The following is a 26,264-nucleotide window of genomic DNA, read 5'->3' as shown; positions in this document are numbered from 1 at the left end:
AATTTTTTTTGAGAATAAATAATTCGCTCGTAGAAAAAACATTGAACTTAACTTTTGAATTTTAAAGTGAGATTAACCCTTGAAAATAAAACAAAATTTTCAGTGGCTCCAAGGATTGATAAGCCTAATTATGACGAAAGGAATAATGTAAAAATGCTTACCAAGAACAACTATTCTAAAGATAAACCTTTTAATTTATCACCCATTATCTATAGTGTAAAGACATTTATTTTTTGGGAGGTAAAATTATGACCGTTACAAAGACGAATGCTAACGTTCACAGAGGTCGATTTGTTATACGATTTTACTCCCATAAAAATCAGTGCGCACTTAATCCCGAGTCATTTCAGGAGCTGATCCTGGCTTTTAAACTGGAATGTGACCCTAATGTGAAGCTGTTTGCCACCCAACCAGAGCAAATAGAAGTGACTATAGACAAAAAAGTTTACCGCTATACACCCGACTTCTTAGTGCTATATCATTCTGGCTTCGCTGAATATATTGAAGTTCATCATGAGTCTCAGGTTGATAAAGAGTATCACTCGAAAATTCATCTTTTTAATGAGTACACCCGAAAAAAAGCACAAATAGGTTTACGGTTAATCATCGTCGATAAGCTCAATACTATCTTTATGGCGAACCTTAATCTGATAACAATGTATTACTCGGAGCATTCATTCCCATTAACAATGCTGCCTGATGGAGATTTAACCTTTGGTGAACTCATCGAATGCTTGGAGGGTATAGCTAAAAACCCAGTGGCAGAGGCTTATGGACTAATTGCATCAAATGTATATAAATTCGATATGGAGAAGCCGTTAAACGCCTCTACTACATTGATGCGAGGTCACCTCAAATGATCGGATATGCTACGGGTACTGACTTGACTAATAAGTACGGTAACGTTGAATCTATTGCGTTTGTTGACAGTACATCAATACTCCTTTCCGGTGATGGTATAGAGACTAAGAAGCGCCTATTACCTCGAGACGACTTTGAGAAATCAATTGATGATCAAGGCTTTATATTAAGAAGGGCACAGCATCCACATATTGAACTAACAGAATATCAAAAGTTAACGGTTACATCACGATTGATGTATCAATCTATCTTGAAAGAACTGGTTAGTGAAGGATACCCTGCTACAACTAAGAAGACATATGATGAGCTCATCAAACGAGTCGAGAGCCAACATCCTGCAACTATTGCCACAAAACACCCGCAATGGAAAACGGTATGTCGCCATTGGCGCGTATGGGTTCAATCAGATTTTAATGATGAGGCGCTTGCGGGAGTGAAGCGCAATAGCCCTGTACGGCTAAATGCGGCCACTGAGGCTTTCATACAGCACTACATCGCTACCGTCTATTCGTGTAATAACTCTGCTTTCAAAGGCGCATATTACAGTAACTATAAACGAGAAGCGCAAGAAGCTAGCTTGAAAAATAATGAGATTCAAATCGCATCACAACGCACCTTTTACCGCCGGTTACAAGAGCTTACTGATGCCGAAAAACTTGCTAATTTTAAAGGCCTTTCACAAGCGGAAATCAATAAGCGACTAACAACGCTACGTAAACGAATAAAAACCTATTACGCAATGCAGCGCGTTGAATGCGACCGTGTTGTGCTAAATATGTGTTTAATTGACGACAAAACAGGTCTTCCGACACCGCCTATTTCTTTGTATGTAGCAATAGACGTATACACACGCGCACCTATCTCTGTGGTGCTTAGCTTTGAACCTGAAAACTCTGCCGGTGGGCTTAATCTTTTACGTCAAATATTTATGGCAGATAGTAATCTTACAATGAATGGACGTAAACCGACTACATTGATTATGGATAATGGCCCAGGGTTTAATAATCGTTTGATAAAAAAGGCTGCGGAGCGACTAGAGTTAAATATTCATTATACACCATCAAATCAACCTGCTAAGAAGCCATTCATTGAGTCATTTTTTAATGTGTTAAGAGATCACTTTTTTTCGGGTATGAAGATTGAAACGCAAAGTGGTGAGACGAGTATTGGATTTCAAAGTTATTCAGGAAAACGTACTAACCCGAACTCACTCGACACAATTCCATTAGCTAAACGTGCGGATATAAAGGTATCTGATTTTACAAAGCTACTGAATATATTTTTGACAGAATACATGCACAAACACCATAAACAGGCTGGCCATACGCCTATCAAAAAATGGAATCAGTCCATTATTGATACGCCTATGCCTTCATTCACATATGATCAGCTACAACATTGCTTCCACGTGTCCAGAGCCCAGGCCTCACATAAATTACAGCAACGTGGAACTATCAGATGTTTAGGTCAAGATTATTACAGTGATGAGCTAAAACAACTATACGCGGCTACTAAAACAGACATGGAGCTGGGTGAAAACCCCTCTGTTTATGTGTTTCATGACGACCTAGATGCCAGAAAAGTAACAGTTCAAGCAACACTGCTTGGCGAGAACAATCCTGTGGAAATAGTGGCTGATAATATTGACCATCATGATACTAAACTACCAGTCAGCTTTGCTGAACTAAATGGCAATCAAACTCTGACCCAACTCGGAATATATACAGAAACTTTCTCCCATACTCCTACTGGTCACTATGTCGGTGAAATAACTGAATTCGTAAAGCAAAAGCCCAAACGCAAACAGCACAGGGGCCCGAAGGTAGCGTCTTTCAATAAAAATACGAAAGAGAACTTATCCATTGTAGAGCGAATAAAAAAATCTCATAAAGTGAATGAACTTAAATCACAGATATCGCACTCAGGTGAACAAGATACCTACGCAGATACGATAGTGAGCAAAACCAGAGAAATGGCCTCTACCCGTTATAATGATGATGAAGGAAATGAAAAACAATGGTAACTATGCCCAGTACAATTTTCGCATGTGACATACAAATGAAGATATGGCAGAGGATAGCGGAAATCCACAATATGTATCACGTACCTTCAGAGGATAAACGAGCTCAACTTATTTATGGTGCCTCGGGTGCTGGCAAGACGTATATATTAAAGCAGTATCACGCTCAGTTTTTACCTGTTACTAAGCCAGAAAAAACGACAAAACCAATCTTTTATGTCGCTTTTAAGGAGTTTAAAAAAAGTACTGCAGAGATAACTCGATTTTTAATTTCAGAGCTAGAGGGAACAACACAAAACTCTCGCACTACTGCAGCTGAATTGGATGCCCAACTTATCTCACTTCTCAAAGACCTAGAAGTGGAGCTAATCATTCTTGATGAAATTCAGAATATTGCCTCAAGTTATGATGGGATAGAGTTTCAACGAATTATTAAATATTTTTGCTATCTGATCGATAGCAACAAGATCCGTTGTTCGATTATTTTCGCCGGTACAAGCAGTGCTAAGCGCCTTATTACATTTGGTAGAACCGCCGGTAAATTTGACGATGACGAGCAGATGTCTCGTCGACAAATGCGCCCCATTGAAATTAAGCCAATCCTTCCTAAAACGAAAAACTGGATTGCCTGTTGTAATTGGTTCATTCAACAAGTTGGGTTGCCAAATTTAACAAAGGATGAGCACAGTGAGCTACTTGATCGTATTTACCTTGCGTACAGTGAGCACACCATGAGTACAATGCGCGATTTATTTTTACGTAATAACACACGAAATGCAAAAAACTATGATCAGCTTATAGAAGCCTTATTTGAAAACTTTGAGAAATATGCAATTGGGGCTGTCAATCCATTTGATTATGAACTTTTAACAAAAAAACAATTAGATGCATATCTAAATGAGCAAGATAAAAACCTTAGAAGTCAGTTCTATTCGGGGTTATGCTAATGCGTTTCCCAATAAAACCCTCTTACTATGAAGCGGAGTCAGGTATTGGTTATGTACTTCGTTTACTTAAAAGAAATGGCATACAATCAGAATCTCGCGTACTCAATAAGGCTATGCTAACCAGTATCATCAAAGGTAGATCAACAAAGAAAGAACTCCTTGATCACCTTATTCCTATAACTCGCACTTTATCATCATTAAAGATAAAGTGCTGGACACATGCGAGATTGCTAACGCCACAAGTTTGTCCAGATTGTGTTAACCAATATGGGTATTTTAGGGCCCAGTGGCAAAATCCATTTTTACGACACTGTATTATTCATGAGTGTGCCCTGTTATCCGAATGCCCTCATTGCAATTCACCGCTGCAATTTACCATTAATCTTCTAAATGGCCGCTGCACATCACCTTTGTGCGGCTTACGCTTAACGCATATACCATTGAATAATCAATTAAAATCACCTGAACAAGTCCACGATGCATACCTCATAGCTAAAGTGATAGTTGACGATAGTAATACACGAACGAGTTTCCCACCAAAGGAGATTACCTCCACATTATTAAATAGAGCGGCTGATATTCTTAATAACCCAGATAGTGCTAGAGTATTCTTAAGTGAAAGGGCTAAACGTGTACCAACAGATCTACCGTTGAACATTGAGTTTCACAAAATTGAAATTATTGTTCAGAATTTGCTATGTGAATGGGGGTCATTATCCACACTATATGAAATGTATAATAGCGAGTATATTCGTTCAAAAGCTCCCATAACTCAGCTTTGGTTTGAAGCTCAAACAGCCTCCTCTATAATTGGGGTAACGTTTAAACAAATCGCTCTTTTAGTCGAAGTTGGATTGATAAGAACTGATTCAAAAAAGGCCTTAAGAACAGATACTCGCGTTGAAATATCAGGTGTTTATACCTTTTTAGCCGAGTTCAGCCACAATAAAGATTACGTCCCCCTTTCTGAGCTACGTCGCTTTATGGCTCTTCATAATATCTGTATAACTGATGTACTGATAGCTGCTAAAAATAAAGAATTATCAATAGCATACAAACCTTCATTAGACTTAATGCATTCCATACACGTTTTGCCTGAAGCATTCGATACCTTTTGTAAATTACATACTCAACTTATAAGAGATAAAACTATGTCCGTTGCAAACGTAGCTGAAGTCACCGGTATACCAAAGGTAGAACTAATGAGGTTGATTAATACCGGTAAGCTCAGGCCCGTTTACATTCATGGCAATAATTCAAAACGTATACTTAATTGTGATACTTTGAAGTTGGCGAAAACGCAAAACAAACAGCTATCACTCGACATTTAGTACTTTGTAATTTCAACTTTAATTTTTAGGCCGAGACATGTTCTCGGTCTATGCTTTATTAATAACAATAACAGCAGTTCACTAAAACTAATCGACTGAATATCAATAAGTTTAACTTTCCCTTTTTTAATAAAAGTTTAGTAATTTCATCCATAACTAAACCTAAATCAAACCAAATTTGAATTAACTCAACATTACAAATGAAGCTTCGCATATCTGCATTTTAACTTTCACTTAAATGGCTTCATTTCTCTTTATCCTAAAAATCCATTTTCTAATCGATTTACTACACTTTTACTAAGTAAATATTAGCGTATAGTGTTCGCCACTAATTTACCGAATACAGAATCTACTTAATTATGTGCTCATTAAAATCAAGTCAGAGTTCTTCAGTGGCAGAATGAGAATCTGCAAGGCAGAATGAGAACTTTTTGGCTGGATGAGAATTTGTGTTGGGGCAGTTTTTAGCTATAAATAATTCTCAATTTAAGAGGCGCAGTACCCATAAAGAACACAAGCTAAGTTATTGTTTTGAAATCTTATTACATGGCTGAGATTCTCAAGTTATATGGCGCCGATCAAAAATATGATCAGTGCCACTTAAGTCGAGAATACACGGCGCGTTGAGAACTTATTGATTTATAATGAAATATGGCACTTAAATTGAGATTTATTAACTTAATTACACTCTAAAAATAATTAGGTAAATTTCACAAACAACGAGAAATCGCTTACAAACATCTATTAAAGTAAGTGCTTTGAAGTGATAATTTGACTATCTATTATACGAAAGCTAATCGAGTTTACTTCGAGGTAGAGTTTATTTAGGCCGATGCTTACCAGAGGAGCGACAGCGCATCTTTATTTTTCATTACATAAAGAACTTCTATTCATGGGCAGTTATAGCCGTGGATTTCTGCACTCAATAATCACCGGCGGTCTGCTCTGTGCCATAAGCGGTCATTCACGATTTTTAATGTATGAAGTCAAGATTTGATACTCATATAGAAAGCTCCTCGAGTTTTACGATACAGTTTGTTGACCAAAACATATACTGAATCCGAGGAGCTTGGTATGAAACTATGTGGTGGAATTGACTTGCATTCAAATAAAGTGTTATCGCTATCATTAATGAACACGGTGAAACACTTACCGCTAAGCGTTTAAATAATGATATGTCTGTCATTTTATCTTTTTTAAGTCCTTACAAAGACAACTTAGAAGGGCTTGTTGTTGAATCGACCTTTAATTGGTATTGGTTAGTCGATGCTTTAATGGATGAAGGGTTTAAACTTCACTTAGCAAACCCCGCTGCAATTCAGCAATATTCAAGTTTAAAACATGCTGATGACCATAGTAATGCATGCTGGTTGGCTAAAATGCTACGTCTAAACATTTTGCCTGAGGGCTACATTTATCCTCATGAACTCAGGGCTGTTTGCTACTTAATGCGTAAACGAATGGACATTGTTCAACAGTCCACTAAAAACTTATTATCAGTGCAAAGTTGTTACATGCGTCATCTTGGGTATAAGCTCAGTAGCAACAAAATAAAACAAATGGCGCTATCAGAAAAGGCGTGAATGTTGTGCAAGTACACATCGATTTCAGCTCAACGAATACAGCACTGTCAGTCATTTCTAACCTCTCATTAATACGCTGTGCTCAACAGCAAATCAATGCGATAGAGGGCGCTATTAATAAAACATCACTCTCCTCTGAGTTTATAAACCTAACCAGTATCGATGGGATTGGGAATACGTTAGTACTGACCATTATGTTAGAGACAGGCACTATTAAACGTTTTGATAGTCCAGGTAATTTCTCCTCCTATTGTCGCTGCGTGAAAGGTGCAAAATACAGCAATGGGAAGAAGAAAGGCGCTACAAATCAAAAGAATGGTAATCGTTACCTTGCGTGGGCGTTTACTGAAGCTGCTAACTTTGCTATTAGGTATAACCCGACAATTAGAAAAAATTACCAACGCAAGCTGGGTAAAACCAACCAAATTATCGCGATTAAAACAGTTGCACATAAACTCGCAAGAGCGTGTTATTACATACTTAAGGACATGTCCCATTTGATGAACACAAGGCTTCTTCTTAACGACCATAAAACGAATTAGGTTAACGTGTTGAGTTAAAGACGGGGTTGGTAAACCATCAGATTTGATTGAGCCTGCACGTTAACCGCTCTTATTTAAATGTTGGGTAACCCGTCTATATTCGTCTACCTACTAGCGGTAATATATTTTGCTAAGTATTCCACTGCCTCATTCGAATTTATTACTTCGTTCGACACATAAACATCTGGTTCGATAGGTTGCTGACAATGCTCTTTTCCTGATGGGCGAGTAAAGATAAGTGTCGGCATGGTTAGTTCTAAATTAGAACCAGGCAATACATGAGTTTCTATACGCCCAGTAGTGCAAGACCTTACATTTGAATGACCCGCGATGACAGCCTGACGAGAGTCCTGTAGTGAGGTTAAAAACAAAGTAGTGGATGAATAACTGAGCGGCCCCATTAGTAAATATGCCCGTCCAGGTACCTTTAAACCCTTATGCGCGTCGACAGGCACTAATTGATTAAATGTGCCTTCAATAACCTCACCTTGATTACCTTTAATAGGTCCTAGTTTGATATTTCGTTCAGTCATACGAATTTTAAAGTTTGACAGAAATGGAAATGGCTTGCTCGCAATGTAAGGTGCAATACCTTGCTGCCAATAGTGATCGGTCCCCCCAGGGTTATGGCGAACGTCGATAATCACATCTTTGACGTTCGCATCTTTAAACGCCTGCCACGTTTCATCTAGAAATGTGAAAAAAGGTTGTTCTTGTTCTTGAGAATAAAAAAAGCGATCGACACGCAAATACCCTATGTCATTGTCTAGTATTCGACTTTGGACAAATTCCCTCACATCAGCATTGTGATTTTCCGGCTCATCAGTGACACCCATTATAGAGAATTGCTTGCGCTTATTTTTATGCATAAACTCAATTTGATAATCTTTGCTACTACCAAACAGTAACCAGTACATTTTGTTAAATCGACTGGCAGCAAAAGCAGCCCTAAACTCTAATGAGTCGCCATACATTCTTGCCAACATAGTTTCAATTATTTTTGATACCCTAACTCCGTTGACTGAGGTAATCTCATCACCGATTTTAATATCTAAATAGCCCTCAAGAGTTTCCGCCACAAGCAAACGTTGAGATGCATCTATCATTACGTCAAATGGAAATAGCCGACCACCGTTCTGAATGTGGCTCTTAAATTGATCATCAAGCTGTGGCGAAGCAATTAGCATGTGTCCATCTTTAAAGTAAGGATTCAGCTGAGAGAAATATTTCCATGCTTCATAATGTGTCATGGGTGAAGTTATACCTTCTGACAAGGACTCTATCTGCGATTTAACTTCAGATACATCCATAGTAAAGCCCGGGTCTGGGTGGATCGTATCAAGGCGTTGACTTAGCTCAGTCAGGTTGCTTTTTAATACTTTAATGCTCACTATCTTGCCAGATGAAGGTAGGTTAGTATGAGTATTACTTTCTTGCGTTTTTGTGTTTTTTGTGTTTTTTGTAATTGACTTTGGTTCATTCAAGCTAGTGCAGCCAACTACAAACGCAATAAAAAAAGTTAAAATTATAGTCTTCAATTTTTGTCCTCAATTCTATTTTCCACTAATTAAATCGTCTGATGAATATTGTTATCCACGGCGACTAGAAGTTGCATTAAAGAGCAGTCTAAGAGAAAAATCGTCTGATTTGGACGAGTTGGACGTGCGATTCGGTCGATTCGCACTCATTCGCAATCGAGTTTCAGCTGTTTCCTGTACTGGCTTGGGGTCATTCCTTTGAATTGCTTGAAAACGGCATTAAAGGTACTTTTTGAGGAAAACCCAGCAGATAGAGCTAGATCAATAAGTCTCTCTTTTGGATTAGAAGAAATTTGAGAACAGACTGTTTTTATTCTGTATTCGTTAACAAATTGATAAAAGTTCTTATTTGCTTGCTGATTGAGGATTTCAGATAAGTGATGACTACTAAGGTTGGTATATCTTGCTAGCGCATCTAAGCTAAGTTCACTTTCTAGATAAGGTTGCTCTTCTTCCATATATTGAACAATGTTTTCTAATAATTTGGCTCTAGTATTAGAGTCGAAGCATTGTGCCTTGGTTGTCGAGTTGAGTGCTTCCGCTGGAGTTTCACTCAAGTTGTCAATGGTAAATAAGTTTGGCTCACGCCACTGAGCCATCGAAACGCTGTATATCAAAGTAAAGGCAATGAGATCACTAGCAATAGCCAAAGTAGAATTTGCGCCGATTATTGTGCTGACAGCTTCTGTCAGCAACATTGCTGCGTACAAATTTAATACTACCCATAACCAGGTAAATATTTTGGGATTAAAGTTGGAAAGCGTGTCACGCGCATGGCGTCCACTTTTAGTTATCAGTTTGACACTCAATGCTAAATAAAAAAATGCCTGTACGAACATAATAATTTGAGTCAGCAGTTGGATATTTTCTTTGTGTAAAGCGTTATTAGCGATGTTGATTTTTTCAGTCGGGGTAGAAAACAAAAAATCTATATTTAAGAGAAGACAAAGTAATAACGGCGTAGCGTGAATACTATCCTTTAAATGGAATGACTTTTTAATTATCGCTGACCGAAAATATAAATATAAAAATACACCAAAGCTGGCGGGGACAAAGTAGCCCCATCCAATTAGGTTAGCAAAAACAGTATCCTCAGCATGCACTACAATCAATGGACAGCAGAAATAAAATGCTAGAAAAAGACACCAAACGCCCATTATGCGCCCAGTATTATTAACGCCAGCACTAAACAAAAGTATTGCTGCTAATAAGATGCCTTGGAATGTTCCGATGACATGAAGATATTGCATTGGCAAGGAAATAAACAGCATTGGGATAGTTGTAAATAGAAATCAGGTAGATGTTTAATGTTCCTAGATTAGCAGATTGCTAAACTTATTGTTAGCTGTGTCTGACATATTATTCAGTTTGAGCTGTAGAGGTGATTCCAGTGTAGTGCCATTTTTAATATTTCGGATGGAATGCTCTTCACTAAGGGCTTTGTCAAAGCCTACAACATTAAATGCAAACCACTTCTCACCTTTTAAATTGCATTCAAGCAGCTCAACATTGTTGCTAAAATCGTTTAAGAATAGCGGCGAATATTTAGGGGATACTACAATTGTTGAGACCCCCAAACCCGCTATATCAGGTTTTTGTAGGTTTCGGTGAGCAGTACTAGGCTCTATCAACCAATCAACGCCCAACTCTCTCCAATTGTCTCTCATGCTCATACCGTCGAACATTAACAACTGGCCCACGGTCAATTGAATTGTTTGTTCGGCCCCCGTTCCATTAAGTAAGAGAAACTCATCAGGCTCGACACTCACACTGTATACTTTATTAAATTTGTTTGTCATTAAGCATTAGCTTGAGTCAATAATGAAATACGTTTTTGAAATTGAAAATCTAGGAAGCGATTCATTATTCACTAATATCAAGCAGTGCAGTAACAACCACTGGTTTTATTAAGTAACAGTTCGCTGTTAAATCCAGCTACAAGATTATTTATAACCGTTTCAACAAAACCACTGCCCTGCGCGCAGCCAAGCCCTTGAGAAAGTGGGCCGGCATAAACAAAGTCACCTTTATAGTTAATCACCACAGCAGCTGGTGTAGCAGGGAGCAGTATTTGTAAAGAGGCTGTTTGCTCAATATTGATAAGCGTAAAATCTTGCGCTTTAGAAAACGCAGCCAACTGTTTTAAATGAGGCTGGGCTTGCTTGGTGCAGCCACAGTCAGGGTCAGTAACGATAATCAATGAATTATGCTTTGCAGCTGTAAACCCTATGTGTTGTTTAAATTGAGTAAACCACCCTGGTTGCTCAAGCACGCCATAGCTGTCAAAAACGCGCAACTGATTATATTGATAATAAACTAAACCAGAAACCGTCAATACTAACCACAGAGCAATCACTGCACTCATTTTAATGGATGAATTACTTAAATTTAGCAATGCTTTGCTCTAATACCGCAATACTTACGTCGATCATTTGTACTTTAGCGGTTAGCTTTTCTACCACTTTGGTATCTTGATATTGGCTTTGCTGCATTTGTTCTGTGCTTGAGGCTATTTGTTTTGTGTTTACAGCTTGCTCAGCAACAACTTGCGCTACAGAGTGAGTACTTTGGCTGACGGCTTTTATTTGCTCACTCATGGAGCTTATGTTTTCTTTCATGGTGGTGCTGATATGCGTTAAATCAACAACAAAATCGACACACTGGCTCATAGATTGGGTTGACGTTTTACTGTTTGTAACTAAATCTTTTAATGTTAAAGCAATTTTATCTGTCGTGGCTTTACTGCTTGTAGCAAGCGTTCTGACTTCATCGGCTACAACTGCAAACCCACGTCCATGCTCACCCGCTCTTGCGGCTTCAATGGCTGCGTTAAGCGCAAGTAAGTTAGTTTGCTCTGCAATGCCTGATATTTCATTCAACAACCCTGATATTACATCGCCAGCGGCCACCAAATGATTTATTTGCTCTTCTGTATGATTAAGTAAATTAAGTAGTTCCGTGCTTTTAGTGTCTGTTTGCATAACGTCATTTAAGGCGCTATTTGCAGCTTGAGTAATGTTATCTACCTGCTGCTTTAATACTTCACTTTCATGCTCAACTAAGCTAAAACCCTGTGCAACTTGAGCACCAGAGTCAGCTATATCATTAGTTTGTTGCTTTCTTTGCTCTGCCCCGCTTGCTAGCTCATCGTGTACGTTTATTAATTGCTGCGAATTTTGCTGCAGTGAAAGAGACTGCGTTTGCACTTGCCTAATTACATCTGATAAATAACCCAATAAAGTATTAAAGCCCGCTACTGCATTGCTATTTTTATCATCGGCCCTAAGCGAAAGCTGTATATGCTCAGGGTCTTGCATAATGGCTTCGGTCGCTTTGGTTAAAGACACGCCAGCTCTGCGCTCTTGTTGTAGTGTTTTAGCAATATAGCCTGCTACAAACACTTCTACTATTGCATAGCCGGCATGTATAAGCACCGTAGTAAACGCCAGTCTGTCAGGGTCAAATACATAAAAACCGGTGTTTTGTGTTTGTAAAAAGTAAAAGCTTAAATGATGAACGGCCACAAAAATAATGGCCGTAATAAACACCTGCCACTGTACAAACATAATCAACATGGCCATTAAGATGAATATTTCGAAGTGTATTTCTATTAACCCAAAGGCTTGTTGTATGTGCAAAAAAGAAAACATCATAATTGCCGCAGCAACAACATGACCTGTGATTGGGTTATTTTGCTGAGTTTTAAGTAACCATATAGGCATTAAGCTTAAAGGTAGGCCGACTATAAATGCTTGTGTAAGTGTCCCAAAGTACAAGCCTATGGCGATAGACTCTACAAACAAAAAAATGAATATTATGGTGAATAAACGACTTACACTATTCATAAATACCTTTAGTTATTAAAATTTTTTTAAACAAAATCAGGGGTTGTACGTATTAGCTAATAATTACGACCACATTTAATTATCAATATAGCCTAGCCTGCCAACTTTACTTAATAATTGATAAAACCGCTTTAAATTCAGGTAACGCTGCGTTTTTTGTCCACTGAAAAATGATACTTTCTACGCTTGTAATTATTGCCCCTGCCTGTTGTAACTGCTCTAGAGCTAGCGATTTATGCATCGTATTACGTGAGCCCACAGCATCTGCAGCTACATGCACCTCAAACCCTTGTGCTATTAAATCTAAGCAGGTTTGTAACACACATACATGCGCCTCCGTGCCTATTACTATAATTTGTGAACGCGTAAGCTTTGTAAACACAGCATTAAATGCAGGCTCATTACACGCACTAAAATGTGTTTTTTCAACAGTCTGTGCGTTTATAAGGGTGTTTTTTAAAAGGCTGTTTGTACCACCAAGCCCTTGAGGATATTGCTCAGTCACTATGCTAGGAATTTTAAAAAGGCCGCTTACTTTGGCAATTTTTATTGCCCACCCTAGTAAATCAGTAAATTCGCTAATAGCAGGAGATAGCTTATCTTGAATATCTATCACTAATAACACGCTGTTATCCGCAGATAAATTTTTGTGACTAACCATAACACCCCGTTTTTAAGTAATTATAATTAGTAAGCGTAGCTTAAATGGTTATAAATAACTAAATTAGTGCTTTAATTTAGTTGTTATAAGTTGTAATCCACATTTTAAAAAATGTGCTATATTTAACTTTTATATGTATATCCCCTGCCCTAGAGCGAGTTTATTAGTGCGATTGAGTATTTTGTTTTTTCTCTTCACCACTGTATGTTTTCTTTGTATTACTAGCGTATCTGCCTCCACAAATTATGCTCAACAACTACAACGAATATCTACCGATGAAGGTTTATCCCAAAATTACGTAACTAAAATTTTGCAAGATGATTTAGGTTATATTTGGATAGCTACAGCGCAAGGGCTTAATCGATTTGACGGCTACACGGTAACCCCTTTTGATGGCGGATTTACCCTTAACGAAAACTTCATCACTACACTATTTAAAACGCATGCAGGCAATATAATTGTTTCTACTGAGCTTGCCGGTGCCTATTTAGTTAACCCAAAAACGTTAACTACTCGTAATATATTTTCGGGCAATCTTGCAGGTAATACAGGCAGTTACGCTTCAATTGAAGCGATAGCCCAGCACCAAGATACCTTTTACCTTGCCATTCTAAACAACGTGTATTCACTTAATTCTAAAACAAATTCACTTACTTTAGAGTTTACTATAGGCAATGAAAACAGCGTGGTGCGCGCGTTAAAATATTACAAAAATACGCTATTTATAGGCACACAAACGGGTTTATTTAGCTACGACCTAAAAACAGAGTCATTAACCCCTCTTAATTTACATACTCCCGATAAACAAACAGTCGATAACAGTAATGTTAAGTTTTTATCTGTAGATCCCACGCTAGGATTATTAGTAGGCACCGTTGAGGGCATGTACGCATTAAGTTTAAATAGCTCAGCAGGAGCAGCTGCAGATCAAAGCACTAAAAGCGTGATTGCTGATTACAATATTTGGGATTACAGCAATACACCCTATGGCGAATTTATTGCCACAGAGCATGGCTTGTTCGAATTTAACCGAGAAAAGGGCACCACTGAGTTAATTCTTAGCTTTGATCAAAGTAAATTTAATATTACCGAAAATACTATTAACGATTTAATGGTCGACTCAAGTGGCGTGTTTTGGCTGGCGTCGCGCACTCAAGGCGTGCTTACTTGGTCAATAAACACACGGCGCTTTAACAAAATCACCCTACCCGAAAACAACTATATAAACAGTATTTACCAAGACGATGATTTATCTATGTGGTACGGCACCGATAATGGCCTTGCTCATGTAAATGCTAAAAACAAAACAACCTACTACCTAACCTCGCAAGACCCTAAAGCGGTTTATGGTGAATACGCTATTTTTGCAATTAATAAAGCGCATTTAGATTCCACTTCGCGGTATTTATGGCTAACGGGGTACTACAGTTTAATTTTATTTGACAAAGAAACAGGCACAGCCGTTGCTAAAAAAGATTTAAATAACGCACTGTCTGAAGGTGCGGTTATTTATGGTTTGTCTGAGGTAGCCCCCGACACATTCGCTTTTTATAATGATCACAGTTTTTATGTTTATAATGGTAAAACAGGCTTAACACGCGAAATTAACGGGTTAAAACAACATGTAAACCCTTTAGAGGCCTATACTTTTCATCGACCTTTTGATGATTACCCAAATGAATTTGTATTAAGTACAACTACCCACTTTTACCGGTTTAACGAGCAAACAAACACCCTTACCACTATTTATAAAACCAGCAAAAAAGACAGCCAAAATTACCACACAGTCGAAAACAGGTTAACCGATAAAAATAACATTTTATGGTTAGCAACAACCAGCGAAGGCCTAGTGGGTATTGATGCGCAGAGCTTTGAAAAAAAGCACCACTTTAACGTAAGTAACGCCTTAAAAACGCAGTCTATTTATTCACTTATTAGCGATGAGTATGGTTATTTATGGTTTAGCAGTAAAAATGGTTTGTACCGCTTAAATACCGATACGTTAAGGCTGCGAGTTTTTACGGTAAAAGATGGTTTATCGGTTAATTTATTTAGCACTTTAGGGGCAATTACGCTTAAAAATAACAATGTAATGTTTGGCAGCAGTTATGGTGCGATTTCGTTTAACCCCGCTGAGTTTTTACAGCAAAGCACGCAAACAACAACCTCAATAACCGATATTACTTTAATGTCGCGCGATTTAGACTATCAGCCAAATCAGTTTGCAACCTCTGCATTGCAATTAACACATGAAGATATGGGTTTGGAGGTCAGCTTTTCTAATTTTGATTTTCAAAATAGCGCGGAAACACGTTACAAAATTACGCTTCAAGGACCTACTTCGCTAGAATATGATGATTTAAAAGCAAACAAGATATTTTTTACAAAGCTCCCACCAGGTAATTATCAATTAAAGGCCAGCGCGTATAATTTTAACAGTGCGACTGAGTCAAAGCCGGCGCTGTTAAATTTTAATGTGGCATACGCGCCGTGGAAGTCTCCTTATGCGTATGCGGCTTATATTTTAATTATTATAACTGTGCTGTGTTTACTGTTTTGGCAATACAGAAGCAGACAACTAGCCATAGCTAATGCGCAAAAAGCGACAATACACTCGCAAAAACAAACCGAGCTTGCGCTCAGTAACAATAAAAGTGGCATTTGGGATTACCATTACAGCGACGATTCGGTAAATACAAACCGGGGGAGTGAGCTTGGGTATACTAATTTGCCAAACCGTATTCCATTAAAACATTATTTAGCTTTAATTCACCCTGAAGACAAACCTCGGGTTATTTCGCACTGGTTAAATTTTACCAAACAAAAAAAGCATGAGCATTGGCAAGCAACTTACCGGTTAAAGCATAAGCTTGGCCATTGGTTGTGGTATCAAGATTTAGGGCAAATTATTTATGACGAACAAACAAATAAACCGGTATCTGTATCTGGCATATATACCAACATAACTGAGCAACGTGCCAATGAGCAGCAAGCCAATATTTTAGGTGAGGCATTTGGGCAAATAAACGACTGGCTGCTTATTTTAGATAATAATTTGGTGCCGGTTTCTGCAAATAACAGTTTTATAAAAACCTTTTCGCAAACTCATAAACATCCGCTTAGCTTAAAAGTGTTTATTAACGCGATAGGTAAAGTGCAATGTAAAAGCTATGCCAACACATTAAAAAGCTTAACAGCAAAACAAAATTGGCGAACTGATGCCGTTATTAAAACTGCAACTAACCCGCACCACCCCATACATATAAGTGCCACTGCAATCGCTAAAGATACACATAGCATAAATTACTATGTAATTGTTATTTCGGATTTAACCGAGCAAAAAAAGGCAGAAGACGAGCTGCGCTATTTAGCCAACTTCGATCCCCTAACACAATTGCCTAACCGCAGTTTAATGCATCAAAAAATTGGTAAATCGATTAAAAAAGCTCATCAGCAGCTCACTCAAAGCGCTTTACTATTTATAGATTTAGACAAATTTAAACCGGTAAACGACACATTTGGCCACGCAGTGGGAGATCAACTGCTGTGTAATATTACCCAAAGAGTGAGCGCGATGTTGCCAAGTAATGCCACACTTGGCCGCCAAAGCGGTGACGAATTTTTAGTGCTTATTGATAACGTAGAAGACATAGCCGCACTTAATAACATAGTCAAAAGTATCAGCTCAGAACTTGCCAATAAGGTCATTATCGAAGATTTTTCTATTAATATATCAGCCAGTATTGGCGTGGCTTTATACCCATTTGATGCCAGCTCGACCGATTTACTGATCAGAAACGCCGATGTAGCCATGATGCATGCAAAGCAAGCAGGCAGAAACGGGTTTAAGTTTTTTAACGACTCGATGAACGAGCAAATAAAACAAAAGCTCATCCTCGAAAACGATTTAAAAGACGCCGCGAAAGATAATCTATTATTTAATCACTACCAACCCATAATAGACACGCACGCACAAACAATAAATGGGGTTGAGTTACTTATGCGCTGGGAAAATAACGGCCAATTTGTCTCGCCGGCATTATTTATCCCTATTGCTGAAGAAACAGGCCTGATAGAAGCATTAACTGAGCAAGCTTTAGAGCGCGCGCTAACTGAGCTAGCCCCTACATTGGCCAGCAACCCATTGTTTTATATTTCACTTAACTTGTCGCCAAAGCACATTTTAAGGACGAATATAGCAACCAAGCTGACCAATATATTAAAACAGCATCAAATGAGCCCAGTGCAACTGCGCCTAGAAATAACAGAAAACATACTGCTAGAAGACAAGCAAAAAGCCGCAAAGCAACTACAAAAGTTAAAATCGGCTGGTTTTAAGCTGTTACTCGATGATTTTGGCACCGGCTACTCATCACTTACTTATTTGAGCCAGTTCCCTATTGATGTCATTAAAATAGATCAAAGCTTTGTTAACAGCATTGGGGTTGATAAAAGTGATGAGTCGATCATCAAAACCATTTACACTTTAGCTCAAAACTTGGAGCTTTATTGCATAGCCGAAGGCGTTGAAACTAAGCAACAAAAAGCCTTTTTAGAAGGGTTAGGTTGTCATGTTTTACAAGGTTATTATTTTGCAAAACCAATGCGTGCAGAGAAATTACAAAACCCCGAAACACATGAGCATATTCACACTTTAATAAAAAGTTAGCTATGAATATGCTGGCATTCGTGGCTTTCTATTTGCAGTACGCTGCTTTTAACATTAAAACGCGCAGCGAGGAGTTTTTCTATTTTTAAGCGGCAGGCTTCATCGTGCTTTTCAATTGTACAATGCTCTTTTAACACCACGTGAGCGCCGACAATAATATCGCTGTCTTTGCGCGACACCGTCACATTATGTACGTTATGCACATGCTCTAAATCGGTAATTGACTGCTCAATATCCTTCACTTTAGGCAACTTAGCGTTATTAAAGAACAGCCCTTTAATACAGCTCGTGATCACTTTACCGCCAGTAAATAACACAAACGAGGCAATTAGCATGCTCGATAAAATATCAATAATGCTCCAGCCCGTAAAATAAATAAGTACGCCAGCTATAAACGTAGAAATGGTCGATATAATGTCAAAAAACGAATGCAAAAATACAGCGTACACATTAATGCTTGCTTTGCGCCCTTTATAAAGTACCCACGCTGCAGCACCATGAAATAAAAACCCTACAGAGGCAATACTCGACATTAAAAAGCTGTTTATTGCTAAATCATGACCATCGTTATGATGGGAAATTCTCTCTACACCTTCATATAAAATTACGGAGCTTATTGCCAAATACAGTAAACCATTAATTAAACCACCAATGAGCTCAGCACGTTGATAGCCATCGTTATAGGTTTTAGCAAAATGAATTGCTAAGCTTGAGGCAATAAGGGCAATAAATAGCGAGCTATTATGCACAAATAAATGCCCTGCATCGGCAAGTACAGCAAGCGAATTAGCGTAATAAGCGCCAATTACCTGAATTACCATAAATGAACATGTTATCGCTAAAGCGATAAGTAACCGACGACGAGACGCCTGGTGTGTAGTGATTTCTGTCATGAAATGCTTGAAAAACCTATACTTAAAATGCAAATAAGCCGTCAGGTGGCTTAGAGTAGAAAAGGGTAATGATATACAGTAGCAATTGTAATACGAAGCCCTCTTAAACGCACTAAAAACTTAGCAAAATAGCTAAAGTTGTACTAAATAACATAGTAGGAACAATTAAATTGTATGTAAAATCAACGGGAGCAATGAGTGGGCTTAAAACCAATCGAAGATATGTGGAGTACTATAAAGCTTATTCCGTTTGCCGTTGTACTTTATGATGCTAAAACACAAGCCTACAAAGCAAACATTCAAGCGCAGAGTATATTTGATTTACCCTCACAGCCAACTTTAAAAGATGCAGACTTTAAGCACCTCACGTTAAGTAGTCCAGAAAGTAAAAAACAATTTACTGTTGCGCAATTGTTTGAAAAATACTTAGTTATAAATACTAACTGCCACGTATTTTTACAAAAACAAACGCACGGCCTATTACTAAACGCCAAACTTGCCTCGCTAAATAATCACTTATACATTGCTACGTTTGAGATAATTGAACACAACGAAGATGCGCAATATAACTTTGATAAAATTATTTCAAAAATTTCTACCGACCTAATAGATATTCAAATAGACGATATTGATACTCATATAGAGTTTGCGCTTAAAGCCATTGGCACTGTATGCCATGCCGATAGGAGCTACTTATTTAAATTTTCTGACGATGGTAAGTCAATGCGTAACACCCATGAGTGGGTTAACCAAGGGATTCAGCCATTTAAAGATCAACTACAGCACATACCAAAAAACTCACTCCCCTACTTTGTTAATTTAATGGGCACCACACACTTATTTAAAGTAAATGATGTTGCCAGCCTCCCAGAAAAAGCGGCTAAAGAAAAACAAGAACTTGAGCGTGAAGGTATTCAATCGGTACTGTGTATTGGCCTTCGCTACGATAAGGAGCTAGTAGGCTTTATTGGTTGTGATTGTGTAAAACAAAAACGTGAGTGGACAGACTTAGACTTAATTAGGTTAAAACTAGTAGGTGAAATAATCGCTAATGCGTTTAAAAACTTAAACTACAAGCAAGAGCTTCAGCATATTCAACAACAGCTAATTACCGCAAATCAAAAACTTAACCACCTTGTTAATACCGACAGCCTCACCACAATTGCAAACAGACGCTGTTTTGACAAAGCACTAGAGAGCGAAATTAAACGTTGCGCACGTGCAAAGCAACCCGTAAGCTTAATTATGTGCGATATTGATTTTTTTAAAAATTACAACGACAGCTACGGCCATCAACAAGGCGATGAAGCCTTAGTTAAGGTGGCAGCTGCGCTTAAGTCGCAATGCCGACGCGAAGGCGATTTAGCCGCGCGCTATGGCGGTGAAGAATTTGCGGTCATTTTACCGGCAACTAGTGAGCAAGACTGCCAACAATTTACCCGCTTAATTCAACAAGCAATTAACGCTGCAGGCATAAAACACAATAATTCTACCGTAAGTGAGTACTTAACATTAAGTATCGGTTTTTATTCAGCCACGCCTGATAAAAATAGTACGCCGCAGTGCTTTATAAACAAAGCCGATCAAGCACTCTATACCGCAAAAGAAACAGGCCGTAATAAGGTGTGTCAATTTAAACCCACTCACTAAAAGCTTGTTTTTGTGGTGCATAAATTCAAGTAGTGATAATCTATACACGCTGAAATTATAAACAATACAACAACTCAGCAACTCCACTCTCATAAGGAATTTTTAAATGGATCCAATCAATCAAATACTAAATATGGTATTTACTGTTGAAGCATTTTTACTTGTTTTTGTAATTGTACTTCTAAAAAGTAGTGTTAAGTTTGTACCTCAAAACCGAGCATGGTTAATAGAGCGCTTTGGAAAATACCAATCAACTAAAGAAGCCGGCCTCAATTTTATTGTGCCATTTATAGACCGCATTGCTGCAGACCGTAGCTTGAAAGAACAAGCTCAAGATGTTCCCTCACAGTCAGCCATCACAAAAGATAATATCTCTCTAATTGTTGACGGTGTATTGTACTTTCGAGTACTTGACCCTTACAAAGCAACATACGGCGTGGATGACTATGTATTTGCTGTTACTCAATTATCGCAAACAACTATGCGTTCAGAGTTAGGTAAAATGGAACTAGATAAAACATTTGAAGAACGTGACTTATTAAATACCAACATTGTGGCAGCTATTAACCAAGCAGCTGAGCCATGGGGTATACAGGTTTTACGCTATGAAATAAAAGATATTGTGCCACCTCAATCAGTTATGGAAGCAATGGAAGCTCAAATGAAAGCTGAGCGTGTAAAACGCGCGCAAATATTAGAATCCGAAGGTGATAGACAAGCAAATATTAATGTTGCAGAGGGTAAAAAGCAGGCGCAGGTACTTGCCGCAGAAGCAGAAAAAGCAGAACAAATACTCAGAGCAGAAGGTGAAGCAAAGGCCATTATTGCGGTAGCTGAAGCACAAGCAGATGCTCTGCGTGAAGTAGGTGCAGCAGCAGATACAGAACAAGGACAAAAAGCTATCCAATTAGACCTTGCAACTAAGGCTATCGCTGCAAAAGAGGCCATAGCTAAAGAGTCATCGGTCGTTTTACTTCCCGATAACGCCACCGATGCTAGCTCGCTCGTAGCGCAAGGTATGTCTATTATCAATACATTAAATAAAACGCAAAAGCTGCAATAAAGCCTATTAGCTTAATTTAGGAGAATATATGGACCTAATTTCGCAAAACTTACCACAAGCTTTAATGGTTATAGGTATTATTGCATTAATAATAGAAGTCACCGTTTTAGGGCTATCTACTATTATTCTGCTTTTCTTGGGGTTGTCTTTGCTTACTTCTGGGCTATTAATGGTTGCAGGAGTACTACCCGAAACTATTACAGCGGCACTTTGGAGCAATACCATCATTACCGCTGTTTTGGCACTACTTTTATGGAAACCCATGAAACGTATGCAAGAAAATGTAGATTCTAAGCAAATAAATAGCGATTTCGCCGATCTTACTTTTGTATTAGCAAAAGATGTTTCAGATAAAGAAATAACAACACATCAATATTCTGGCATAAGCTGGCAACTCAAAAGTACACAACCCATTAGTGCTGGCACCAAAGTAATAGTGGTTAAAAAAGAGGTAGGTGTTATGTGGGTTGCCCCTGCCCCGTAACGTTTTATATTATTACGGGCGGCTCTAGCTGCCCGTTTTTTATACCTGATATTTTAAATACATTACCTTGTAATGACTGGTTAGTTTTTTCATTACTGTCATCTGCAGAAGTTACAAATAGCCACTGTGCGTTGTTGCCACCAAACGCAACGCTTGTAGGTTTTGTTGCAGCAAGCGACAGTGTGTTTAAAACCTCCCCATCTGGCGATAAACACATAACGCAGCCCATATCCCATACCGCAAGCCATAAGTTGCCAAGTGCATCAATCACACAGCCATCTGGGTCTACTTGGGTATTTTTAAATTGATAAAAAACTTGGGCGGGTAATATAGGCTCACCGCTATCTGGGTTTACATTTAAAGTAAAAATACAGCTGGCTTTTGAGTCGCAGTAATAAGCACGTGAGCGCGCTTTATCAAAACATAACCCGTTGGGAATGGTTAAACCTCGCACCACGCAATTAAGCGAATTTTGATAAAAACGGTAAATCTTACCTTCGCCTGAGCGGGCGTTTGTATCCATAGTGCTTAGCCAAAAACCACCCCAAGGGTCTGCCCGACCATCGTTAGAGCGCCGTGTGGACTGGGTATTTTCTAAAAATGTGAGCGTTTGGCGCACCCCAGAAGCTATATGGTATTTATATATACCCGTACTGGTGCCAATAATAAGGTGTGCTTTATCAAGCCACGCTAAAGCCGAAACCGTATCTTGCATTTCAACTTGTGTTAGTGAGTCAGGCTTTGTCAAACACTTACTTAGCAGGAGATTTTTTTCTATATCTACCCAAAATAGCGTTTCAAGCAAAGGGTGCCAAAGCGGGCTTTCACCTAACTTATTTTGCAAATTACTAAATACGGTTACACTTGTGTCAGTCATAAATAACGATTCTTTAATATTAACAAAGCCTTGTATTAATAAATACTTTATCAGAAATACCCAACACTTACGATTAAACAAAACATATTAGCAACTAAATGCTTTTGCTAAGCCAAACAGTGCACTAATACCAAATAGCTTAATTAAGTAATTTAGTTTTAAATACTAAACCATGTTGATTACAGGATAAAAGCTTCGTTATTGCTCTGTTTATATCAAAATTTTTAGCGCCGTTAGCGCTAAGTTTAACCCCTTAAGTGAATTAAGTAATGTGGCAAATGGGTATAATTATTTCAGCATTTTATCGCGCTTTACCTGGTTAGTTGGTAATATCATCAAAAGGGAGGTAATAGTATGATTAATAATAACAATAAACATTCTTTAGTGGTTGAGGGAGGTGCAATGCGCGGTATTTTTGCCGCCGGCGTGTTGGATGAGTTTTTAGCGCAGCGCTATCAACCTTTTACTAATTACTTTGGGGTTTCTGCTGGCGCTACCAATATAGCCGCTTATTTATGCCAACAACCTAAACGAAACTACCATGTTATTACCGATTTTTCGTGTCGGCCTGAATTTATTAACTTAGCGCGCTTTATCAAAGGCGGCCACTTATTTGATTTAGATTGGCTGTGGCAAGCAACCATTAAAGAGATCCCCCTCAATACAGAAGCCTTTGCAAAGGCGGCTCACGAATTTTATATCGTCTCTACAGCTATCACCACAGGGCAGCCCCATTACCTTAAAGCAAGTAGTGATGCGATGGTAGAGCAACTTAAGGCATCGTGCGCGATTCCAATTGCGTATCGTAACTACCCTATAATTAATGATATTGCGATGACCGATGGCGGCGTAGCAGACTCTATTCCCGTAATAAGAGCATACGAAATGGGCGCTCAAGAAATAACCGTGGTGCTTTCTCAGCCACTTGGCTATAGAAAAAAGCCAAGTAAATCGCAGTGGTTAACTAAAAAACTTTATAAAAACTACCCTGCTTTAGTAAAAAGCACGATTAACAGAGCGCATGTTTATAACAGCAGCATAGATTTTATTAATAACCCGCCTGAAGATTGCAAAATCAATATTATTGCTCCACCGCCTCAATTTAGAGTGGGTCGTACAACCAAAAATGTTAAACGCCTTAACGATGGGTACAAAATGGGAATTGATACAGCCAAAGCCTTTTTAAGCTAAGTGTGTTGTTTCCCTTTAGATAGCGCAACCAGTATGCCCATTACAGTAAACGCTGCAATGGTGCATACAATGCCCGCTAGCACAGCGTAAACATGTATAAAGCACGCTAAGGCAATAGCTATTAAAGCACTACAATACAGCCATTTATAGGCTACTTTGTAGTGCTTACTTCTCATTAATAATAAAGCGGCCAATAAACACGCTAGTGCAATAACTATCATAACAGTGTTCATGCTGCTTTTACCTCTGCAAGTGCTATGGCATCAGGTTTTGTTTTTAAGTATCCCCATAAAAACGCCAGTCCCACAATTAAAAAGCTAATATCTGTAAATGCCACTAAGGTACTGTTTGCGTTAATAACATTATTAACGCCCAATACACTATTAAGTGGTAAAACACTTATTAAGAATAAGGCGCAAAGCAACAAGGTTGCTCTGAAGTAGTTTTTATAGCTTTGCCAAAATGCTGCAATTACTAGCCATACTAACCACGCGTAAAAAAATACCGGCCCAAAGTAAGCATTGTGCTCAGCGCCAGCCACGGCATAGTTTAAAAGTACTTGCATAGGGAATAACACACAACAAGCAATCACTAAACCACCGCAACTGCCTATAATAAAGCGGTTCCACCTTGCATACGCGTCAGCGCTAAGCGTTGGTGTGCTGCCTCTGGTACGCTTTGCTAACCACATCATCATGCCTGAAAGTGGTATTAAGGCGCATGCTAAGCCAAGCATTACCCAAAGTAACTTCACAAATAAACCTGCAAAATTACCAAAATGGAGTGGGAAGAGTATTTCAATAATTTTAATTGATACCCCAGCTATATCACCAAAGCTACTCATTGAAGTGATGTACTCCCCTTGCCCATTGTAATGCAATAACTGAGAAGCCACGGCTTCGCCTCCTAAAAGGCGTAAATACACTTGTGCGTTAGCATCGTTATGCGCCATTACCGTGGCATCTAAAATAACTGCATGTGGGTAGCGTTGCTGCGCATCACTTAAAATAGCGGTTATGTTAGTTGGCTGATTTACATAACTAATTATTGGCTCAGGAATAGCTGTAAAAGTTTCTATCAACTTATCTTGGTCGCCTCCAAAGCTAACAAAGGCTGCTGCAGGTAGTAAAATTACGGTTGCGAGCCCTAAAAATGCGCCGCTAAAGCCAATTACAATATTAAAAATACTGCCCCAAATGCCCATTACTTTGTGGCCGTCACTTATGGTTACATCAAAGCCTTTAAGCCACCTAAAGGTGAACAGCTCTTTAATTAATTTACGATGTATAAATAAGCCAGTTACCGTACTTACTAATAATGTTAAACCTAAAAACCCAGTTAAAATAAGCCCTATAGGTCGCCCTAAATGTAAGTCAGCGTGAAACTCACCAATGTAGCTGGCTGCATCTGTTTTTCGATTGGCATAATATTGCTTACTTGGGCCATAGTAGGTATTTACCAACGCTAAGCTTGTTGGGTCAAATTCAAATGCCCGAAGTACTTCTTGCTGGTAATTTTCATCACCATGGTGCGATTCAAATACTAAAGCCAGTAAGTGAAAATTATGCCCTGTTGGCATAAACACATGAATGTTTTCACCAAACTCTTTGGGCACTTGAGCGTGGTATGTGTTGACTAATGTGCTTATTTCGCTATTAGGAATATGTTGAGTTTGCTGCAGTGATTGGTTGGCCCAAATTTTTAGCTCAGGCCTGGCAAGTACTGCTAACGCGCCGGTAAATGCCACAACAAACAATAAAACGGCGGTTACTACGCCCACCCAACTATGTAATAAGAATAGCTTTTTTAAAGTAATTGATTTCATCCTTGCCCCTGCATTAATGCAAAATAACTTAAAATTCCATGCACTAAACACAAAGTGATCATGAGTAAAAATGGCTGCCATGCTTTTTCGCTAATGTAGGCATATATAAAAAGCCCAACCCAAATAATTGGAAACAGTAAAATAGGCAGTAAAATTTGTTCACTCATTTGTAAGGGCAAATAGGTAGTCATCCCGGCGATCATCACCGTAGCGGTTACCAATGCCAATACGCACGCCATTAAATGGCGACGCTTTGTAGCGCTAAAGGTTTTTTTATTATACAT

22 protein-coding genes are annotated in these 26,264 nt (G+C 38.6%); 11 read left to right on the top strand and 11 right to left on the bottom strand.

The window, feature by feature from the left end:
- The first annotated feature begins 248 nt into the window (after positions 1-248).
- The 6 genes from AN395_RS01180 (at position 249) to AN395_RS19555 (ending at position 7,284) form a co-directional block, all read left to right on the top strand.
- Positions 249-860, top strand: coding sequence for a TnsA endonuclease N-terminal domain-containing protein (locus AN395_RS01180; RefSeq protein ID WP_024032698.1), 612 nt, complete (start codon positions 249-251; stop codon positions 858-860).
- A complete protein-coding gene (locus AN395_RS01175) occupies positions 857-2,884 on the top strand; it encodes a DDE-type integrase/transposase/recombinase (protein ID WP_054981786.1) in 2,028 nt (675 codons plus the stop codon). Before AN395_RS01180 ends, AN395_RS01175 begins: the two co-directional genes overlap by 4 nt.
- On the top strand, positions 2,878-3,828 hold the full coding sequence (locus AN395_RS01170; RefSeq protein WP_024032700.1) for a TniB family NTP-binding protein: 951 nt from the start codon (positions 2,878-2,880) through the stop codon (positions 3,826-3,828). The genes AN395_RS01175 and AN395_RS01170 overlap by 7 nt, the downstream gene beginning before the upstream one ends.
- Entirely contained in the window at positions 3,828-5,159 is a 1,332-nt protein-coding gene (locus AN395_RS01165; RefSeq protein ID WP_157683937.1) for a TniQ family protein, read from the top strand. Before AN395_RS01170 ends, AN395_RS01165 begins: the two co-directional genes overlap by 1 nt.
- A gap of 1,175 nt (positions 5,160-6,334) precedes the next feature.
- Entirely contained in the window at positions 6,335-6,742 is a 408-nt protein-coding gene (locus tag AN395_RS19560; RefSeq protein ID WP_235576534.1) for a hypothetical protein, read from the top strand.
- Positions 6,743-6,747: 5 nt separating this feature from the next.
- The gene (locus AN395_RS19555; protein WP_235576533.1) at positions 6,748-7,284 is read left to right on the top strand and encodes a transposase; all 537 of its coding nucleotides are present in this window, start codon (positions 6,748-6,750) and stop codon (positions 7,282-7,284) included.
- Between the two features lie 104 nt (positions 7,285-7,388).
- Here AN395_RS19555 and AN395_RS01155 read toward each other — a convergent pair whose 3' ends face one another.
- The 6 genes from AN395_RS01155 to AN395_RS01130 all read right to left on the bottom strand — a co-directional run bounded on the left by AN395_RS01155 (position 7,389) and on the right by AN395_RS01130 (position 13,328).
- On the bottom strand, positions 7,389-8,822 hold the full coding sequence (locus tag AN395_RS01155) for a S41 family peptidase (protein ID WP_054981784.1): 1,434 nt from the start codon (positions 8,820-8,822) through the stop codon (positions 7,389-7,391).
- A gap of 146 nt (positions 8,823-8,968) precedes the next feature.
- Positions 8,969-9,979 (bottom strand): helix-turn-helix domain-containing protein, encoded by a 1,011-nt coding sequence (locus tag AN395_RS01150; RefSeq protein WP_235576532.1) that lies wholly within the window; start codon positions 9,977-9,979, stop codon positions 8,969-8,971.
- A 156-nt stretch (positions 9,980-10,135) separates the two neighbouring features.
- Entirely contained in the window at positions 10,136-10,621 is a 486-nt protein-coding gene (locus tag AN395_RS01145; protein ID WP_095206594.1) for a hypothetical protein, read from the bottom strand.
- A gap of 77 nt (positions 10,622-10,698) precedes the next feature.
- Entirely contained in the window at positions 10,699-11,217 is a 519-nt protein-coding gene (locus AN395_RS01140) for a DUF6436 domain-containing protein (RefSeq protein ID WP_054981782.1), read from the bottom strand.
- Positions 11,201-12,667: a methyl-accepting chemotaxis protein gene (locus AN395_RS01135; RefSeq protein WP_054981781.1), complete on the bottom strand. Its 1,467-nt coding sequence runs from the start codon at positions 12,665-12,667 to the stop codon at positions 11,201-11,203. Before AN395_RS01135 ends, AN395_RS01140 begins: the two co-directional genes overlap by 17 nt.
- A gap of 106 nt (positions 12,668-12,773) precedes the next feature.
- Positions 12,774-13,328, bottom strand: a complete 555-nt coding sequence (locus AN395_RS01130; RefSeq protein ID WP_054981780.1) for a hydrolase — start codon at positions 13,326-13,328, stop codon at positions 12,774-12,776.
- Between the two features lie 133 nt (positions 13,329-13,461).
- Between AN395_RS01130 and AN395_RS01125 the strand changes: the two genes are divergently transcribed.
- Complete coding sequence (locus AN395_RS01125) at positions 13,462-17,997, top strand: EAL domain-containing protein (protein WP_408003087.1); 4,536 nt, start codon at positions 13,462-13,464, stop codon at positions 17,995-17,997.
- On the opposite strand, the gene AN395_RS01120 is transcribed toward AN395_RS01125, so the two are convergent.
- Complete coding sequence (locus tag AN395_RS01120) at positions 17,994-18,890, bottom strand: cation diffusion facilitator family transporter (RefSeq protein ID WP_029774437.1); 897 nt, start codon at positions 18,888-18,890, stop codon at positions 17,994-17,996. The two genes, AN395_RS01125 and AN395_RS01120, sit on opposite strands and share 4 nt — an antisense overlap.
- Before the next feature lie 198 nt (positions 18,891-19,088).
- Between AN395_RS01120 and AN395_RS01115 the strand changes: the two genes are divergently transcribed.
- The 3 genes from AN395_RS01115 to AN395_RS01105 all read left to right on the top strand — a co-directional run bounded on the left by AN395_RS01115 (position 19,089) and on the right by AN395_RS01105 (position 22,087).
- Positions 19,089-20,540 carry a diguanylate cyclase domain-containing protein gene (locus AN395_RS01115; RefSeq protein ID WP_095206592.1) on the top strand — a complete coding sequence of 484 codons (1,452 nt, stop codon included), beginning with the start codon at positions 19,089-19,091 and terminating at the stop codon, positions 20,538-20,540.
- Positions 20,541-20,646: 106 nt separating this feature from the next.
- Positions 20,647-21,603: an SPFH domain-containing protein gene (locus AN395_RS01110; protein ID WP_029774439.1), complete on the top strand. Its 957-nt coding sequence runs from the start codon at positions 20,647-20,649 to the stop codon at positions 21,601-21,603.
- A gap of 28 nt (positions 21,604-21,631) precedes the next feature.
- Positions 21,632-22,087 carry an NfeD family protein gene (locus AN395_RS01105; protein WP_029774440.1) on the top strand — a complete coding sequence of 152 codons (456 nt, stop codon included), beginning with the start codon at positions 21,632-21,634 and terminating at the stop codon, positions 22,085-22,087.
- 4 nt (positions 22,088-22,091) lie between these two features.
- Here the strand turns inward: AN395_RS01105 and AN395_RS01100 are convergent, their stop codons facing one another.
- Positions 22,092-22,964: an SMP-30/gluconolactonase/LRE family protein gene (locus AN395_RS01100; RefSeq protein ID WP_054982105.1), complete on the bottom strand. Its 873-nt coding sequence runs from the start codon at positions 22,962-22,964 to the stop codon at positions 22,092-22,094.
- Between the two features lie 354 nt (positions 22,965-23,318).
- Between AN395_RS01100 and AN395_RS01095 the strand changes: the two genes are divergently transcribed.
- Positions 23,319-24,155: a patatin family protein gene (locus AN395_RS01095; protein ID WP_054981778.1), complete on the top strand. Its 837-nt coding sequence runs from the start codon at positions 23,319-23,321 to the stop codon at positions 24,153-24,155.
- Here the strand turns inward: AN395_RS01095 and AN395_RS01090 are convergent.
- From AN395_RS01090 to AN395_RS01080, 3 genes are read right to left on the bottom strand one after another with little or no spacing between them, the layout of a single operon-like run.
- Positions 24,152-24,388, bottom strand: a complete 237-nt coding sequence (locus AN395_RS01090; protein WP_054981777.1) for a hypothetical protein — start codon at positions 24,386-24,388, stop codon at positions 24,152-24,154. The two genes, AN395_RS01095 and AN395_RS01090, sit on opposite strands and share 4 nt — an antisense overlap.
- Positions 24,385-25,980, bottom strand: a complete 1,596-nt coding sequence (locus AN395_RS01085) for a PepSY domain-containing protein (RefSeq protein ID WP_054981776.1) — start codon at positions 25,978-25,980, stop codon at positions 24,385-24,387. Before AN395_RS01085 ends, AN395_RS01090 begins: the two co-directional genes overlap by 4 nt.
- Positions 25,977-26,264, bottom strand: a complete 288-nt coding sequence (locus tag AN395_RS01080; RefSeq protein ID WP_054982104.1) for a hypothetical protein — start codon at positions 26,262-26,264, stop codon at positions 25,977-25,979. Before AN395_RS01080 ends, AN395_RS01085 begins: the two co-directional genes overlap by 4 nt.

This window comes from Pseudoalteromonas sp. P1-30 (genome assembly GCF_001400005.1).
GTDB classification, from domain to species: Bacteria; Pseudomonadota; Gammaproteobacteria; order Enterobacterales; family Alteromonadaceae; genus Pseudoalteromonas; species Pseudoalteromonas atlantica.
The sequence above is the reverse complement of the archived record's forward strand: the minus strand, read 5'-3'. Positions and strand labels throughout refer to the sequence as shown.